Source organism: Streptomyces sp. NPDC006925 (assembly GCF_042869575.1).
In the GTDB taxonomy this organism is placed as follows: Bacteria; Actinomycetota; Actinomycetes; order Streptomycetales; family Streptomycetaceae; genus Streptomyces.
Genome location: NZ_JBIAGB010000034.1, coordinates 1 through 16,510, shown reverse-complemented (window position 1 = coordinate 16,510; position 16,510 = coordinate 1). Strand labels below are relative to the sequence as shown.

Annotated in this window: 13 protein-coding genes and 1 pseudogene; 2 read left to right on the top strand and 12 right to left on the bottom strand. The window is 71.3% G+C overall.

Annotated features, from left to right (window positions below):
- Positions 1-223 precede the first annotated feature (223 nt).
- The 11 genes from ACFYNS_RS29555 to ACFYNS_RS29505 all read right to left on the bottom strand — a co-directional run bounded on the left by ACFYNS_RS29555 (position 224) and on the right by ACFYNS_RS29505 (position 12,036).
- Positions 224-757, bottom strand: coding sequence for a DinB family protein (locus ACFYNS_RS29555; RefSeq protein ID WP_388605856.1), 534 nt, complete (start codon positions 755-757; stop codon positions 224-226).
- Positions 754-2,778 carry a prolyl oligopeptidase family serine peptidase gene (locus ACFYNS_RS29550; RefSeq protein WP_388605854.1) on the bottom strand — a complete coding sequence of 675 codons (2,025 nt, stop codon included), beginning with the start codon at positions 2,776-2,778 and terminating at the stop codon, positions 754-756. The genes ACFYNS_RS29555 and ACFYNS_RS29550 overlap by 4 nt, the downstream gene beginning before the upstream one ends.
- A gap of 4 nt (positions 2,779-2,782) precedes the next feature.
- Positions 2,783-4,228, bottom strand: coding sequence for a M20/M25/M40 family metallo-hydrolase (locus tag ACFYNS_RS29545; RefSeq protein WP_360292351.1), 1,446 nt, complete (start codon positions 4,226-4,228; stop codon positions 2,783-2,785).
- 25 nt (positions 4,229-4,253) lie between these two features.
- Positions 4,254-5,087: a M55 family metallopeptidase gene (locus tag ACFYNS_RS29540; protein ID WP_360292354.1), complete on the bottom strand. Its 834-nt coding sequence runs from the start codon at positions 5,085-5,087 to the stop codon at positions 4,254-4,256.
- Between the two features lie 74 nt (positions 5,088-5,161).
- Positions 5,162-5,857: a hypothetical protein gene (locus tag ACFYNS_RS29535; RefSeq protein WP_388605852.1), complete on the bottom strand. Its 696-nt coding sequence runs from the start codon at positions 5,855-5,857 to the stop codon at positions 5,162-5,164.
- Positions 5,858-6,178: 321 nt separating this feature from the next.
- The gene (locus tag ACFYNS_RS29530; protein WP_388605850.1) at positions 6,179-7,051 is read right to left on the bottom strand and encodes a GNAT family N-acetyltransferase; all 873 of its coding nucleotides are present in this window, start codon (positions 7,049-7,051) and stop codon (positions 6,179-6,181) included.
- Positions 7,052-7,172: 121 nt separating this feature from the next.
- Complete coding sequence (locus tag ACFYNS_RS29525) at positions 7,173-8,501, bottom strand: asparagine synthase-related protein (RefSeq protein ID WP_388605848.1); 1,329 nt, start codon at positions 8,499-8,501, stop codon at positions 7,173-7,175.
- On the bottom strand, positions 8,498-8,638 hold the full coding sequence (locus tag ACFYNS_RS29520) for a hypothetical protein (protein WP_388550810.1): 141 nt from the start codon (positions 8,636-8,638) through the stop codon (positions 8,498-8,500). Before ACFYNS_RS29520 ends, ACFYNS_RS29525 begins: the two co-directional genes overlap by 4 nt.
- 1,263 nt (positions 8,639-9,901) lie before the next feature.
- Positions 9,902-10,723, bottom strand: a complete 822-nt coding sequence (locus tag ACFYNS_RS29515; protein WP_388605846.1) for a hypothetical protein — start codon at positions 10,721-10,723, stop codon at positions 9,902-9,904.
- A 111-nt stretch (positions 10,724-10,834) separates the two neighbouring features.
- Positions 10,835-11,653, bottom strand: coding sequence for a relaxase/mobilization nuclease domain-containing protein (locus ACFYNS_RS29510; RefSeq protein ID WP_388605844.1), 819 nt, complete (start codon positions 11,651-11,653; stop codon positions 10,835-10,837).
- On the bottom strand, positions 11,650-12,036 hold the full coding sequence (locus ACFYNS_RS29505) for a hypothetical protein (protein WP_388605842.1): 387 nt from the start codon (positions 12,034-12,036) through the stop codon (positions 11,650-11,652). The genes ACFYNS_RS29510 and ACFYNS_RS29505 overlap by 4 nt, the downstream gene beginning before the upstream one ends.
- Before the next feature lie 2,435 nt (positions 12,037-14,471).
- Here ACFYNS_RS29505 and ACFYNS_RS29500 point away from each other — a divergent pair.
- Both ACFYNS_RS29500 and ACFYNS_RS29495 read left to right on the top strand, forming a co-directional pair.
- Entirely contained in the window at positions 14,472-15,017 is a 546-nt protein-coding gene (locus ACFYNS_RS29500; RefSeq protein WP_388605840.1) for a transcriptional regulator, read from the top strand.
- The gene (locus ACFYNS_RS29495) at positions 15,014-15,403 is read left to right on the top strand and encodes a winged helix-turn-helix domain-containing protein (RefSeq protein ID WP_388605838.1); all 390 of its coding nucleotides are present in this window, start codon (positions 15,014-15,016) and stop codon (positions 15,401-15,403) included. Before ACFYNS_RS29500 ends, ACFYNS_RS29495 begins: the two co-directional genes overlap by 4 nt.
- 114 nt (positions 15,404-15,517) lie before the next feature.
- On the opposite strand, the pseudogene ACFYNS_RS29490 reads toward ACFYNS_RS29495, so the two are convergent.
- A pseudogene (locus ACFYNS_RS29490) lies at positions 15,518-16,510 on the bottom strand (hypothetical protein); the annotation flags it as partial.

The window sequence follows — 16,510 nt, the reverse complement described above, 5'->3', positions numbered from 1 at the left end:
GAGCGGGATCTGCACCGGTCCGCAGGCGGGGGCGGAGAGCTCCGCGACTGCGGCACAGGGCTCCGCGAAAAGCCGCTCGGCGACGGGCGGAGCGCGCCTTACCGTGGTGCGGACCCGGCAGCCTGGACCACAGCCTCGCCCTGCTGCGGCAGGCCCGGCTCCTCGCCGAGCTGGCCGGTCTCTAGCACCGTGACCCGGGCCTCGGTCCGGCCAGGGAGCAGCGCTACTCCCCCGTTCCGCCACCCGCCAACTCCACCACCACGTCGAGCTGCCCGACGTGGCGCGCATACTCCTGGAGCAGATGGAAGAGGATCCAGGCGAGCGTGGGTGCCTCCGCCTCGGTGGGAAAGCGGCCGCCTGTCGCCGCGCGCCGGTCGAGTCGCCCGCCGGCCGTGATCTGCCGGGAACGGTCGCACTGCGCCGTATACGCGTCGAGCACCTCCTGGGTACTCGTCCCTTCGGGTACCTGCCAGCGGTCCGCGGCTTCGCCCGTGCCGTGGTCGCCCCAGGGGCGAGGCACGGGCTCCGCTCTGAATCCCCAGTTCAGCCAGCGCTGTTCGACGTGCTGGAGGTGCCGGATCAGCTCCAGCGGTGTCCAGCCCGAGGGGAGGCGGGTAGCCCGCAACTCCTTCTCCGAGAGTCCGGCGGCCTTGCGGAGCAAGGTTCCGCGGTAGTAGTCGAGATAGCCCTCCAGCAGGTCGTGCGGATCGGCCGAGGTGGGGGGTGGCTCTCCTTCGGGCAGCGGCGGAATACTCACGGCCGCAGCTCCACCGGGGTGATGTCCTCCCGCGCCAGTCCGAAGGTCTGGCAGTACAGCGAGAGTTCGGCCTCCACCGCGCGCACGATCGTCTCGGCCCGGCGAAAGCCGTGCCCCTCGCCCTCGAAGGCGAGATAGGCGTGCGGGACTCCCCTCCCCTTGACCTGCTCCAGGAAGCGCTCGCACTGCACCGGCGGACAGATCACGTCGTCCAGCCCCTGGAGCAGCAGGAAGGGTGCCGCCGTCCGGTCCGCGTGCTGCAGCGGAGAGCGCTCGCGGTACCGGCCCGGTACCTCGGCGAGCGGGCCGACCAGGGACTCCAGGTACTGGGACTCGAAGTCGTGGGTCTCGCCCGTGGCCCAGCCTGTCAGGTCCAGGATGGGATAGGTGACGGTGCCGCAGGCGTACAGGCCCTCGGCGAGCGGGGAGGTGAGCGACGCGGCGCTGGTCCAGCCGCCCGCGCTACCGCCCCGGATGGCGAGCCGCGCCGGATCGGCTGTGCCCTCCTCAGCGAGGGTGCGGGCCACCGCGGCGCAGTCCTCGACGTCCACGACGCCCCACTGCTGCCGGAGGCGGTTGCGGTACGCGCGTCCGTAGCCGGTGGAGCCACCGTAGTTGACCTCCGCCACACCGATGCCGCGCGAGGTGAAGTAGGCGATCTCCAGATCGAGCACCAGCGGGGAGCGGCTGGTGGGTCCGCCGTGCACCCACACCACATAGGGCGGCAGTTCCCCCGCGGGTGCGGTGTGGTCGGGGTGGTGCGGGGGGTGGAGGTGGGCGTGGATGTCGCGGCCGTCGGGCCCGGTGAAGGTGCGGCTCCGCGGCTCCGGATAGTAGGCCGGGTCCACCTGGTCCTCGTGGTGCGCGGCCACGGCGACCGTGTGGCCGGTGCGGGTGTCCAGCTCGACGATCTCGTAGGAGGTGCGGGGGCTCGCGGCGATCCCGGCGACGCGGGAGTCCACGACCGCGAGCGAGGGCGCCCACTCGGTCCACGGCCCGGCGGCGTCGACCAGTTCGCCCGTCCCCGGGTCGAGCACACCCAGCCGCTGCGCGCCCCGCCCGTGCAGCGTGGCCACCAGTCCGCCGGGCAGCGGTGCGAACCAGCGCTGCCCGATCTTCCAGGCGGCACCCGCGAACTCCTCCTCGCGCGGGCACAGCGGCACCCCCCGGGGTGCGGAGCCGTCTGTTTCGGCAGCCCCCGCATCCACCCGGCGGAGATTCCACCAGCCGCTCGCGTCGGAGGCGATCAGCAGCGTGCCGTCGGAGGCGAACTCCGCCTGCGCCACCGACTCCTCGGGGCCGCCCGCGACCGCGCGCGGCGGTTCGAGGCTGCCGTCACCGCTGACCCGTGCCGTCATGACGCGGGTACCGTCCCACGGCATCGCGGGATGATTCCAGGCCAGCCAGACCAGGCGCTCGCCGTCCGGGGAGAGCCGCGGGCCGCTCAGGAACCGGTCGTCGTCCCCGGTCAGCTCGCGCACCCGGCCGCGGTCGGCGGCGGCCGAGCCGTCCAGTGGTACGGCCGCCAGCACCCTGCGCAGTTCGGTGGGGCCCTCGCCGGTGAACTCCTCCAGTACGCACCACACCTCGCCGCGCTCGACCAGCACCACCGGATCGCACCAGCGCAGCCCGTCCTCCGTGACGTCGGAGAGCGGGGTCAGCGGCCGGGGCGCGGCATCGGGGGCGTCGGGCTCGACCGCGTAGAGCCGTTGGTCGGCGAAGTGAGTGAAGACGATCAGTGGCCCACCGCTGCTGCGAGCCGCACCGGCCCAGGGCAGACCCCCGTACTCGATGACCCGGTTCCGCACGTTCCAGGGCGCGGGCAGCACGCTGACCGGGGGCTGCCGGCCGTCGACCGGCAGCCGCAGCAGAGCGCGGCGGCCGCCTTCGTCGGGGCGAGGCTCGGTCCACCACAGCTCGCCGCCGACGGCTCCGAGGAAGTCGGGCCGTCCGTCGTGCGCGGCGACGAGTCCGGCGTCGATCGGGGAGGGCCAGGTGCCGTAGGGGGCCTGGACGGGCATGAGGTCAGCCTCCTGACGGGGTCGTGTCGTCACGTCCGGCGGTGCGGTCACCGCCGGCCGGGTCGCCACCGTTGGCGGAAGTGCGGGAGGGGGCGCTGGACCGCGCTGCGGTGCCGAGCAGGGTGCGGTCCAGGACGCGGATGCCGAAGTGCAGCGCCTCCACGGGCACACGTTCGTCCACGCCGTGGAACAGCGCCTGGTAGTCGAAGCCTTCGGGCAGCTTGAGCGGGGTGAAGCCGTAGCCCGCGATACCGAGCCGGGAGAACTGTTTGGCATCGGTGCCGCCGGACATGCAGTGCGGCACCGCGTGCGCTCCCGGGTCGAAGTGCTCCAGCGCCTCGCCCATGGCGGCGAACAGCGGAGATTCCAGCGGTGCCTGGAGCGGAATCTCCCGATGCTGGAACTCCCAGTCCACCTCGGGGCCGGTGAGCGCGTCGAGCGTGGCGTGGAACTCCTCCTCGGCGCCGGGCAGCATCCGGCCGTCCACCCGCGCGGTGGCCGTCCCCGGGATCACGTTGACCTTGTAACCGGCCTCCAGCACCGTGGGGTTGGCGCTGTTGCGCACGACCGGCTCGACCAGCGCGGCCGCCGGGCCGAGTTCGGCGAGCAGGGCGTCCACCTCGGCGTCCGGCGCATCGGGGCGGAGCGGGCGCAGCCCGTGCAGTTCGGCGAGGCGGACGAGCGCCGCCCGCACGGTGGGCGTCAGCCGCACCGGCCACTCGTGCTCGCCGATGCGGTGGACGGCGGCGGCGAGCCGGCTGACGGCGTTGGCGTGGTTGACCTTGGACCCGTGCCCCGCCCGGCCGTGGGCGGTCAGCTTGAGCCAGGCCGTTCCGCGTTCGCCCGCCGCCACGGGGTAGAGCCGCATCCCGGGGCCGGCGTGGAAGGTGAAGGCGCCGGACTCGCTGATGCCCTCGGTGCAGCCCTCGAAGAGGTCCGGATGCTCCCGCACCAGGAAGTCGGAGCCGAACTCGGCGCTGTCCTCCTCGTCCGCGGTGAAGGCCAGGACGATGTCGCGCGGCGGCCGCACCCCGGCCCGGGACCAGGCGCGGGCCAGGGAGAGGGCCATGGCGTCGGCGTTCTTCATGTCGATGGCGCCGCGGCCCCACACCACCCCGTCGCGGATCTCTCCGGAGAAGGGGTGCACTGTCCAGTCGGCGGGCTCGGCCGGGACCACGTCGAGGTGGCCGTGCAGCAGCAGCGCCCCGGCTGTCGGATCGGTGCCCTCGATCCTGGCCACCACGTTGGTCCGGCCGGACTTCTTCTCCAGCAGCCGGGGTTCGATGCCCGCCTCGGCCAGTGCGGAGGCGACGTACTCGGCTGCCGAGCGTTCGTTGCCCTCTCCCGCACCGTGGTTGGTGGTGTCGAGCCGGATCAGTTCGGAGGTCGCCCGCACCACCTCCTCGAAGACCTGCGCGTCGAGGTGTCCGTCCTCCACCGGAGTCGTCATCCCGCCTTCTTCCCGTGCTGCCCGCTCAGCCATACTGCTCCTCCACCGCGGCGGAGACGACGGTCGTGACGGCCTTGAAGCAGCGGATCATGTCGTAGGCCCCGGCCGAGGTGAAGGCCACACGGCGCTCGCCGGAGCGCTCGACACCGGGTACGACCGTGGCGGCGCCCACCAGGTGCTCGGCGTCGAACTCCAGCTCCACGGTGTGCGGTTCGGGTTCCGGTGGAATGCGGCGCCCGGCCAGCGGGACGGCACGCCGGGCGGCGTCCCGGATCTCGGCCGCGGTACGGGCGGGAGGGCGGCACACCGCGGCGTACCGCGAGACGTAGTCCTTGACGGCGACGCCCAGCGCGTCGGGCGCATAGCCCTTGGCGTCCTCGACGGTACGGTCGTCGCCCGTCACCAGCACCACGGGGACGCCGAACTCGGCCGCCACCAGGGTGTTGAGGAAGCCCTCGCCGGCCCGCACCCCGTCGGCCCACACCCCCGTGAGGGAGTTGGCGAGATAGGTGTGGGCGAGGACGCCCTCACTGCCGGCACCGGTGTGGTAGCCGATGTAGGCGACGCCGTCCACGTCGCCGTGCTGGATGCCTTCGACCATCGACAGCGCCTTGTGCCGACCGGTGATCATCTCGGCCCGCTCGTCCAGCTGTTCCAGCAGGAGGTTGCGCATCGTCCAGTGGGCCTCGTTGATGAGCACCTCGTCAGCGCCTGCCTCGAAGAAGCCCCGGACGGCGGCGTCCACGTCCGAGGTGAACATCGAGCGGCAGCGCTCCCACTGCGGGGTTCCCGGCAGGACGTCCGCCGGCCAGGTGACTCCCGTTGCGCCCTCCATGTCGGCGCTGATGAGGATCTTCATGTCCGGCACGTTACGCGGTGGCCAACCGCCAGGACACCCCTGTGGATAACTCCACTGGTCCACACCACCTGTTTTCACCCGGGCAGGCGAGGATCCTCCCCGCATCCACCGCTGACCTGCGCGTTCAACGCCGCGAGCGTGGGATCGTCCGGGCTCACGGGCCGATGCACCTCCACCACGGGACAGCCCAGTTCCCGGATCCGGGAGGCCGCCGGTGCCGCCGCAGCGCGTCCCGGACGGCCGAGCATCCGCGGCAGCCGCGCGCCCAGCTCGGTCGCCTCCGGGAACCAGCGGTGGTGGCCGAACGAGGGCACGATCCTGGTCCCCCGCAGCGCCCGCTGCCGCTGAAGCCGGGCGGTACCGGTGGCGAGGACCAGCAGCCGGACGGGCGCGGGAGCAGCCAGCGGGTAGCTCCACCACAGCACATCGGCACGGTCCCGACCGGGCGCCGGAAGGCGGGCCCGCCCCGCCATGGCGGCACCGGACCCCGTCAGGTCTCCGGCGCCGTCGAGCCAGTGGTGGTCGCCCGCGCGTGCGGAGGCGTTCAACGCGCCCGTCACCGGCAGGATGTCGGCCGCAGGGGCGCCGAGCACGTCCTTGCGGCGGTGTCCGAACAGCGCGCTCGCGCCGCTGCCCCAGTGCACGACCGTGCCGCGCGCGCCGATGCCGACCGCCACGAAGGGAAGGCAGCCGCGGACGGCGACCAGGGTCTCGGCCGCGCAGGGACCGGTCCGGCGGATCCCACGGTCAGCGTCCGGCTCGCTTCCCATGAACCAGTCCTCTCTTCCGGCGGCGGCCGGTCCCGCCACGCCGGGCAGCCTTCACCACCGTAGAGCCGGACGGGAACCACAGGAGAAGCAACGCCCGAACGGGGGACGCGACGGGGGTGGGGGGGGGGGGCCGCCCCCCCCCCCCCCCCCCCCCCCCCCCCCCCCCCCCCCCCGCCCTGGCGTGGTGCAGGCTCAGGCACCGGGAAGGGGGCGCAGAGGCCCGCACCACAGCAGTGGTCGCCCCTCACCGCCGGAGGCCTGGAGAACACCCCGGCCGGCAAGCCCCCGGCCCTGACCGCAGCCCTCCTCTGCCGCACCGGCTCAGGGCCGCGGACCCCGCGTGTAGAACCACAGACGGTCGACCTCGACGAACCCGACCGACTCGTACAGCGCGTTGGCAGCGCTCCGGTCGTCCTCCGCGCGGGGCCCGTCGTCCACGTACAGGATCACCTCACGGGCACCCTGCTCCAGCAGCAGGTCCAGGGCCGAACCCACCAGCGCACGCCCCAAGCCACGGCCCCGCGCCCGCTCCTCGACGGAGATCCACCACAGCACGCCGGTTCCCGCCACGGGGGGACCGACGACGACCTCACCGGTCTTCCGCCCCCAACGGTCACGAACCCGCACCTCGAAGTTGCCGTCCTCGCACTGCCGCGCCCTCACCCCGGTACTGCGGGGCAGAAGTTCCCGCGACTCCAGAGGCATCCGCATGTAGCGCCACAGGTTCTCCCCCGTGAACCCCGCCTTCTGCAAGGCCCGGTGGGTGGCCTGACGGCGCCGAACGGGCAGCGCCTCCAGCCCCCGGGTCAGTGCCGATGCGAAGTCGAAGGCACGCACGGAATCCGTGCCCAGCTCCACGCACGCGTGGTCCACCAGCGCCGTCGCCAGGGACTCGTCCTCCCGGCAGTGCAGCCACAGGAGGAACCCGACCGGCTCCGCGGCATGCACCGCGTACGACACCACTCCGACCACCTGGCCCGAGCCGTCCACCGCCACATCCGTACGCACCGGCGCCAGCAGCGCCCACCACCCCGCGTCGATCTCCGACCGCCCCGCAAGCGCCTCCGCCAGCATCTCGGCGGAGACCCGAGGCTGACCGGGGAGCCGGTCCTCGTTCACGATCTCCAGGACCATGCCCTCGTCCGCGCTCTCGTACGGCCGCATCGTCACGACCGCCTTCGGACTCGCACTCATCTCGACCTCCTTCTCCGACGTGCCGACCGACTCGCCGGTCACTGTTTCTGCCGTGAAAGGGCCGGGACGGGATCGGCATCCCGCCCCGGCCAGCAACCCACCTGGACCGGCAGCTCTCCGGTCAGCCGAACGTGGCGCCGTGCCGCTGCGCCCCCTTCAGCCAGCGCTCGATGCCGGCCAGGTAGATCAGGGTCCCCGTGTCCCGCTCCTGGGCGAGCCGTTCCCGATCGACCAGTCCCACCTCGGTGAGCAGCAGCGGCTGGTCCTTGTCCAGCAGTGCGGCCTGACCTGCGAGCGCACCGCTGTAGTACTGCTTGCGCGGCGACAGCTTCGCCGTCGCGCCCGGCGGCAGCAGGTCCAGAACCAGCGCCTTGCCCCGCCAGTACTTCGAGGGGAGGCCCGGCCCGTACCGGTCGGCCAGCGGCACCGCCAGCGCCGCCTCCAGGAAGGAGCGGTGCAGGAACGGCGACTCCTCGGGAACCCGCCCCACCGGCGGCGGCAGGGTGTAAGGGAACAGCGCGTCGTACGCGTCGGCCTCCGCCCAGGACCAGCCCTTCGCGGCGTGCGCGGCCACCTCGTCGGCCACCCACTGGCGCGACCACTCCGTCGCCTGCGCCCGGTAGGGCTCCGCCAGGATCGACGGCGCCACCGGATCGCACCACTCGGGCCAGTTCTCGGCCCAGTACCCCAGAGCACGCAACCGGCGGGACACGAGACGCGAACCGACAGCAGCGGTCTCCCCGAACAGGCCCGGACCGGTACCCGCCACGTCCCTGAGGTATTGACGGGCTCCCTGCAGGCCGTGCCGTCGGGCGATCGCCGTCGTGGCGTAACGGGGGGTGCCGAGAAGTTCATCCGAACCGTCGCCGGAAAGGATGATGTCGAGCCCCAGGTGCTCCGCCCGCACTGCGGCGGCCGCGTGGACCTCGGGCAAACCGTCGAGCCGGGGCCCCACCGGCGACCACTCCGGCTCGAGCCGGTCACGCCGCGGGTCGAGAACGACCAGCTCCACGTCCAGGTCGAAGGCGTCGAGCAACCGCTTGACCTCTGCGACCGCGCCTCCGCCGACGTCGTCGGGAATGTCGATGGTGAAGGCCACCACACGCCTGCCCTCGGCGACCGCGCACGCATGAAGCAGCACGGCCAGCGAGTCGAGCCCGCCGGAGACCATCACCCCGATGCCCCGCGCCTGGGCGGTCATCTCCCGGAGAGCGTCCGAGAAAGCCGCGTGCAGACCCAGCGGTGACGGCTTCGGAGTGACGGGCTGGGGGCTCAGACGCTCGACGCCTTCCCAGAAGCTGACGGGCACGAACTCGCCCGACAGCACGGGCGGGGCCAGCAACAGCCCCACCGAACGCAGATCGACCCCCGGAACGGGGCCGGCGATCACCAGCGGGTTCGCCGCGGTGTCACCAGCCCCGTTCCGAAAGCCTGCGGACCAGTCGATCACTTGGTGACCGAGAGACCCGTCAGCTGGCGGAGCCGGGCCAGGAAGCCCTTGCCGCCGCGGGGCGCCTCACCGAAGGTGAAGCCCTTCGAGCCGAGACCGTGACCGCCACCGTCACCCGGGGTCGACTTCTTTGACATGCTCATCAGCTCCTCGTGAACTGCGTGGACGTCCCGCGCTGCGGCGGTGGCGCCCGCCGGGTCCTTCCCGGCACGAGCCGTCCGGCGGGCCCCCTGGGTGGCCGCAAGTGCTCTTCTTGCGGCCACCCAGGGGGTCTGCCAGGCTCAAGTGCCGGGAAGGACCCGGCCGGTGCCACCGCTGCGGACCGCCCACCCGGTTCACAAGGAGCACCAACGGCGTACGCGGGTGACTCGGGATGTCGCCTCGCGGTTCGTGGCCCCCGGGTGAAGGTCCTACGGCCCGCTGATACGGGCACGGACGAGCACGGCCCCTCGGCACGGGCAACGACATACACCGTGTGGGTCGCATGGCCGCCTACGTCTTCGACCTCACAGGCCGTCGGCCGCTGGCCGACGGGCGTACTGCGTCTCCTCACTGCAAAGCAGAGAACTTCCCGCTGTCCGTGGGCCGTACTGCGACACCAAGTGGCCATCTCGGAGACGGGGATGAGGTGGCTGGCAGGAAGCCTCCCGTCGGCCCCAGGCTCCGACCACCCGGTGGTCCAACCGGCGCCGTTCCAAAAGGTGGGCCTGCGCTGTCGGCGCCGCCGTGAAATCGCCGACCGGGTCTTCCCGCACCCTCATGGAAGCAAGCCGGCCGACAGCGGCCCTCCGCGAGGAGACGGAACCTGCCCCGCGCGCATCGTCACGGATGCCGCCGTGGCCCTCGCCACCACCGGCAGCAGCAGGTCGCCGCTGCTCGGAGCCTCCGCCCTCCTCAGGGCCATCGTCATGGCTGCTGGCAGTCGGCGCGCGCAGGCTCCTCGGCCACTACCGACACAGCGCAGGATGTTCGAACTTCCGCCACGGACGTGCGTTCACCAAAGCCCCTCGTCGGGGACGTGGCAATGGCAGCGAACCGAGTTGGCATGCGCCGCCACCGGTCGGTTCGACCACAGCCTGCGGGCAGCGACTCTCCGGCGGTGTACGTAGCCACCACCTCCACGGACTCACCCACTCGACGCCGCTTGCCACCACACCTCCCAGCGTCTTCGCGACGGATGCCGCAGAGCCTGCAGCGAGCCGGCGGAGCCTGGAGCTGACCGGCATCGGATACCGCCGTTCCGCATAAGCGAAGCCCTATTGCATAGCTCGCTCTCTTCCTTTCACTACCTCTCTACCGGGGGCTACGAGAGGTAGTGAGTCGCTGTCACGCCGAAGGGGCGAGGGAGCCAGATGCTCCCTCGCCCCTTCGGCGTTGCGCGTCTCTTCCGGCCGGCGGCGCTACCGCGCCGACAGGCGTTCCACTCCCCCACGGGCGTAGCGGCCGAAGCGCCCCGGCGTCAGCCCGTTGCGCTCGGCCGTGACCTCGAACTTTCCGACTGGCCAGCCCAGCAGCTGTGCGGCCTCCGCACTGCTGAGGCTCGCCTCGACCCAGGCGTGCCGGTCGGATATGGCCGCGGTGACATCCGCCGGGTCGAGGCCGTCCAGGTCCTCGATGGCGTACAGCGGCCAGCCGCGGAAGTCACCGACGGGCCGCAGGATGCCCTGCTCGGCCAGCAACTGGATGTCGGCCCGCTCCACCTCCAGGCCGGTCCGCTGTGCCAGATGCTCCGCAGCCTTCTCGGAGCCGAGGCCGGGGTGGTCGCCGACGGCGGCGAGGATCTCCTCGACCCTGTCCGGAAGGGCTGCGACCGACTCCTTCGACCAGCGCTGCTGCTCGGTGTCGGGATCCGGGATCAGCCCCCTCTCCCGAGCACGCTGCAACTGCCATTTCTTCAGGCCCAGATGGCGGCTGAGCTGCACCGGACCGAACGTCTCCGTCCGGTGCGCGCCACGCGCCCGGGAAACGGCCGGACCACTGTCGGCTGCGGCGGCTGCGGGAGGTGCAGGAACCGCAGGCTCCTCCCGCCGCGGCTCGAGGGCGGCAACGATCTCGTCGACGTGGTCCGGAAGAGTCCTGGCGAGGGCGTAGGACCAGCGTCTGTCGTCGATATCAGGCGGCGGGATCAGCCCCCGGTTCTGCGCACGACGCAGTTGTGACTCCTCGATGCCCAACCAGCGGGCGAGCTGCACGGGGCCGAAGTCGGCACGGTTCTGACTCACAGCGCTTCCCCTCCGCATGACACGTTCGCGGGCGGTATGCCGGCAGGCCGGCCGGTGCCCGGGCCTGCCTCCAGTGTCCCGTGGCGCTCTGACAGCGGGCTGAGCCCGTCCTCAGGTGCAGCCGCCGGGGGCCGGATCCGGGGCGGAGCCGGGGGCGAGGTCGGCATGCAGTTGTGGCCAGCACAGGTCTTTGGCGACCTTGGAGGCGGCTATCCAGATCTGTCCGCCCTCCCGGTCCTGCCAGGTCGGCAGACTGAAGGAGTAGCCTCGCATGCCTCCGGAGGCGGTGGCGTGGCTGCGCCATTCCACTCCGGCCTCGGTGAGGGCTCCTTCGAAGGCGCTCCTCCCCCGGGCGCGGGTCGCGTCGCGGGCGGCGCGTATACGGACGCGGAGTTCTTCGCGCTCGGGGCGGGGCGCTCCCCTGCTCCTGCTCGCGGCGCGCTCTGGGCGTGTGACCTGGGGAGCGACACGGTTGCTGCGTTCCTCGGCGTTGACCAGCTTCCAGATCCGCTCGATGTCGCGGACGACGGGCCAGGAGCGCTGGTAGTCGAAGGCATCCCGCACCAGCAGGCCGGTCCAGTCCACTCGGCTGATGGTGAGGTGGATGTGGTCGTCTCCGTGCCGCACGGCCACCCAGGGGCAGTTGCCGTATCCCATCCGGCTGACGTAGCGCTCGGCGATCCGGGCCCAGGTCGTGTCCGGGAGGAGGGGGTCGTCGGGAGCGGCGCGCAGAGCGCAGCGCCAGATCGGGCGGGATATGTCGCTGCGGCGGGCGGTATGGGTGTCGATGAGATGTGCCAGTTGTTCGACGGTGCCGGGGACGTTGCCCGTCACCAGTCGGGGGTTGATGTGTTCCTCGTCGCGGCCGGGGCCGAAGTCGTAGCGCAGGGCGCGGTCTGCACGGCGCCCCTTGGTGATCTTGGCGATCACTGTGACGGCCGGGTGGAGCTCTCGGGGGCCGCGGGCAGGCCGCGCACCTGGAGCGCCGCGTTGCCGAGCCGGGCGAGCGTGGCGTCGGTGTCTGGGGGGAGTGCGGCTCCCTGCTCGCTGGCGAGGGCGATCAGGCTTCGCAGGTCCTGTGCTGCCTGGACCAGGTGTGTGTAGGCGTTCTCGTTGGTCTCGGGCACGCGGGGGACGTCGCCGGGGACTCCGGGATGTCCGTTGAGGGATTCCTCGACGACGGCGCGGACCCAGGCGCCGAGTTCCTTGCGCTCGGTCTGCTGGCGGGCTCCTTGCCAGCGTGCCAGTTCTTCGGCGTTCAGCCGCACGCTGACGCAGTGCGTGCGCTTGCTGTCCGCTTTCCCTCGCACCATGTCGTGTCCCCCTCGGCCCTGTTGGTCACTGAGGTGACGCGGCACCACCGTGATGCGGTTGCGCAGCGGGCACGTGAGCAGTGGGCTGCGGTCCTGAGTTCGGGACGGTTGCCGTTGCTCGGGGCATGGGAGCCATGCCGCGGCGGGACGGCCAGGCGTTCTGGCACTCGTTCGGGTTCTGGCCCACTCTCCATTGTCACGCTTGGGACTTGGGTTGATGTCTGTGACCAGATGCGCCGTCAAATGTGTTGTGTGAACCGTGGGGTGTGAGCTCCACTGTGCTGGGCTCGAAGGCAGGCGCGAGGATCCGCACTCCTTCTGATGCCCGCCTGACAGCGGGGCCGTCGTGGTAGCGGGTCGGCCTGCCCTGCTCACGAACTGTCGGCGCTGGTCCTTTCCCCCGGTAGCGGTCGCGAGGTCCCTACCGGGGCGAGGCTCCGCATTTCTCGAGCTTCCGCACTGCGGTTCGGCACAGAGGAGAGTGCTATGGCTGCCGCTTCCCCTGTCAGCCGGGGATCCGACTCAACGCACCGTGTCACGGCGGCTGGACAGCTGGATACGGACGCCCTCATGCGCCTGTGTGCCCTTGTCTTTGGGGACAAGAGGCTGAGCTTCAGAGCAAAGGGGCTGTTCGGGCTGATCTCCACGCACGGATGCGGCTTGGGTGGAGCCGTGGGGCCAGAACTCGCCGCGGAGTACGCCACGGACGGCGTTGCGGCGGTCAGGGCCGCTCTCGGGGAGTTGGAGGAGTTCGGCTACCTGGTGCGTGTTCGGCTGGAGGAGTCGGATGTGAGTGAGGCTTCGTCGGTGTACGTGCTTGCGGAGTCGGGCAGCACCGCGCTGGGCGGTACTGCCCGGCCCCCGGACGACGCGTCGGTGTCCGGCGTGACATCTGAACGCCGGGAGGCTCCTGCGGGCGGCGGGACAGGGAGTCGGGAGCGCACGGGCGATCGGGGGCGGGCTCCCGGTGAACCGTTCCTCGTGAGCGGCCAGGTGCAAGAGGTCTTGCTGGCCCTTCCCGGTGATCTCAGAAAGGCACTGCGGGCCACCGCGCGTACGGACCGCCCGCGCGCGCTCGTCACTGCCATCGACCGGGAGTTGCAGGTGGTGAGTTCGGGTCGGCTGGTGGAACGGGTCCGGCGCCGGTGGGTCTCCCACGGGTACGGGCGGCTGCTGGCTGTCGGAGCGCTCAGAAGGCCGGTGGGGGCGGCGGTTGCCCTGGTCCGGGCAGGGCCGTGTCCCCATCCTCAGTGTGAGGAGGGCCGCCTGGAGGACGGATCGGTCTGCCGTGCCTGTGCGGAGCGTGAGAAGGACAGGCGGGCCGAGTTGACTCACCGTGGCGGGCAAGCGCAGCAAAGCCTCCAGGCCTCGGCGCCGTGTGAGTTGTGCGGCGCTGCGCGGGACGCGGAGGGTGAGCCCTGCGCTGCATGTGCACGGCAGTCGAAGGCAGTCGCCGAGGAGGTCTCCGAGCTGGTCGAGATGGCTGTGCGGGGCTGGGCTACGGTGCCCGGTGTCCCGGTGACGGTGGCGCGCGAGGCGGTCGTTCGGGCAGTGTCGCGGGCCCGTACTGATGCCGCTGAGGCAGGCGCTTCGGCGGGCGGCCAGGCGCTGGCCGCCCGCTTGGCCGCCCTGGAGGAGGCCGAAAGCGCGCGAAGGCGGGGCCGTGAGCCGGAGGGCGGCCATCAAGCCGGTCTGCCTGCAGTTGCCGATCGCTTGGGCCACAATGCCAGCGCCCCTGTCGGAGCACGGCAAGCGTCGATAGCGGATTCCTGTCCTGGTGTGGAAGGTTCAGGTTGTCCGGAGGGGCGGCCTGCTGTCGGAGGGGAAGGGCTGTGTGTGCGCTGCCGTGTCGTGGCCTTGGGTGGAGAAGCTCGTACTCGAGGCACCGGTAGTCACCAAAGTGCCTAGGCTGACTCACCCTTACGAGAGACGGTGACGGGGTCCGGGACGGCCCGGCTGTCATTGCTGCGCTCGGGGTGGTGTGCAGGACCTCGGCTTGGACAGTGCAGGTGAAGGTTTTGCTGTCGCGGCGGAGCCGCCCTCATACGTGGTGGACCACTGACCCGCGGATGTCCGCGATGGTGACGCGGAGTTCGCGGCGGAGCCGCCTGCTCCGTGCAGTGCCCGGGTGCCGCAGTGAGGCGGCGTGGGTCAGTGGATGTGGTTGTCGGTAGCTGCAGGTCGCCTGGTGGCGCGGGTCTGTGCTTTTAGAGAGGAACGGCGTTCTTGCAGGTCAAGGCGTTGTGAAATAGCTCCGTTCCGTGTTTCGAGTTGCGTTTTCGGATGTTGCAGTTGCCCATAGGCAATCAATGTTCGATTTCAGTTCGCCGCCGTGAGAAGCTGTGACTCGGCAGTGACGTGCCTATAGGCAACTGCTGAGTAGGGTCCTCGTATTCGTGTTGCCTATGGGCAACATTGCAGGTGAGAGGAGGGGTATGGGGCAGACGAGCGCAGCCCGGCGGCTACCGGCGGTCGACCGTGGGACGGGCGAGATCGTGCAGCTCGAGTTGCTGGGCCGCGAATCGTTCCAGCAGGGAGAGGTGCGGGAGAGGCCGGTACTGCCGGGGGTCCGGTACGACTGGCAGCCCTATGCGGGACGCCATGTGAACGTCGCCAAGTCCTTGATGAGAAAGGTCTGGCACAAGGACAGCGGTTACCGGCAGAACGACCGGGACATCTTCGGGTTCTACGTGGCGCACTCGCCCGAGCGCGCCGAACCTCTGCGCATGACCTTCAAGGAGATCGCGCAGACCCTCGGCATCCGGCCCGATACGGTGGCCCGGTCGGTGGGCAGGCTCCATGCCGGCGGGTTGTTGTTGGAGGCCGAGAAGGTGGGCCGGATGAAGTTCTACCGAATCAACCCCCGGGCTGCCTACGACGGTTCGGCATCCGACCAGACGCGAGCCGTCCGGGACGCCCGGTACCCGGTGGTTCCCGCGCCGAAGGCCCCACCGGGACCCCGGAAGAAGGAGGCCGTGTGACCTTTCCCGCGACACCGCAGTCCGAACTGCCCTTCACTCCTGAGCTGATGCACACTCTGCTGCTGGGAACCGCCGAGGCTCCCGGAGCCGACTTTCGCGTGCTGAGCTACTACGCGACGGCGGTGCCGCTCGGCGAGACCGTGCGCAAGACGGCCAAGGAGATCTCGCAGGCCGTTCAACTCAGTCCGCCCAATACCGGCAAGAGCATCCGCCGGCTGGTGGAGGACGGCTGGCTGGAGGTGTCCTACCGCATGGGCCGGGTGACCTTCTACCGGGTCGGCCCGCGGGTCATCGCCTCGGCGGTCCGGGATGCCGAACGGGGCGGCTCCTCTGCCGTGGCGAGCGTCAGCTACCTGCCGAGTGCCTACGACGCCGAGGGCAGCTGAACAGACGCTGCTTCTGAGTGCCACCGGTTCACGCGGCCGGAGGTGACAGCGGCCATATGCGTCCGCAGTCCGGCAGGTGCGTCCAGCTACGGCTCCGCGCGCCTGCCGGACTGTTCACCGGGCGGTGAGGGCCGCGTAGCGGCGTCGGAAGTCGGGGAGGTGGCCCTGCAGATCCGGCTGCGCCAGTCGCTCTCCTCGTCCGCCCTTGGACCGGATGGCGTGCTCCGCGCACAGCTCTTCCAGCTCGCCGAGAGACGGTTCCGCACCGCCGTGGTCCTCGAGGTACTGCGCCCACACCCGGTAGATCCGCCAGCCCATGCGGTATCGGCGCAGCGTGCTCGGACTGATCCGGCCGCCGCCCCGGCCTGACATGCCCCTCACCCAGAGGTGGTCGGACAGGTCCTGCACATCGGGCTCGGCCCCCAGCTTGTCGGTGAGTTGGGCCCACGCCTCGTAGTAGCGGTCGACGATAGTCGGGCTCCGCTCCCCCGCCGTCTGCAGCAACTGGTCGGCCGCGCGCGGCTCTTGTTCCCGGCTGACGGCGCTCTCGGGCTGCTCCTGCGGGGGAACGGCTGTGTGCTGTCGGCCTTGGGCCGGGGCCGTCGTGTCGCCGTGTCGGCTGTCCCTGCTCTCCCCCGGTGTCCGCGCATGTACCGCGGTGCTGCCGGGGGTGCCCGGCTCGGCTTCGCGCCCAGGCCCCCCGGGGAGACGATCCCCCGAACCCGTGCTCGTAGCTCCGGAAGCGGCCTCCTCCCCCGCCACCCGTGCTTCGACCACCGGACGGGAGGTACGGCCCTCCCCCGCCGCAACGGCCCGGCCCGCATCCGGGGCCGGCAGGAGCCTCCTGCGCAGACGGCTCCCTGCAGCAGCTCCAGGCTGCGGAGGGAACTCCTCGGCGCTCTTCGGTCCCCGAGGCGGGAGGTTGTCCGGCGGGGAGTGCTCCGCGGAGAAGTCTTCACCGAGCATCGCGGGGGCGTCGGCACGCAGTTTCTCCGAGGGCACGGTCCTCGCGAGCGGGATGCCGTAGCGGGTGAGTTTGAGGGGCATGAGTGCTTCGACGGGTGCTTTGCGGCGCCAGGAGCGGCCGTAGCGGGCGCGCAGCCGGGT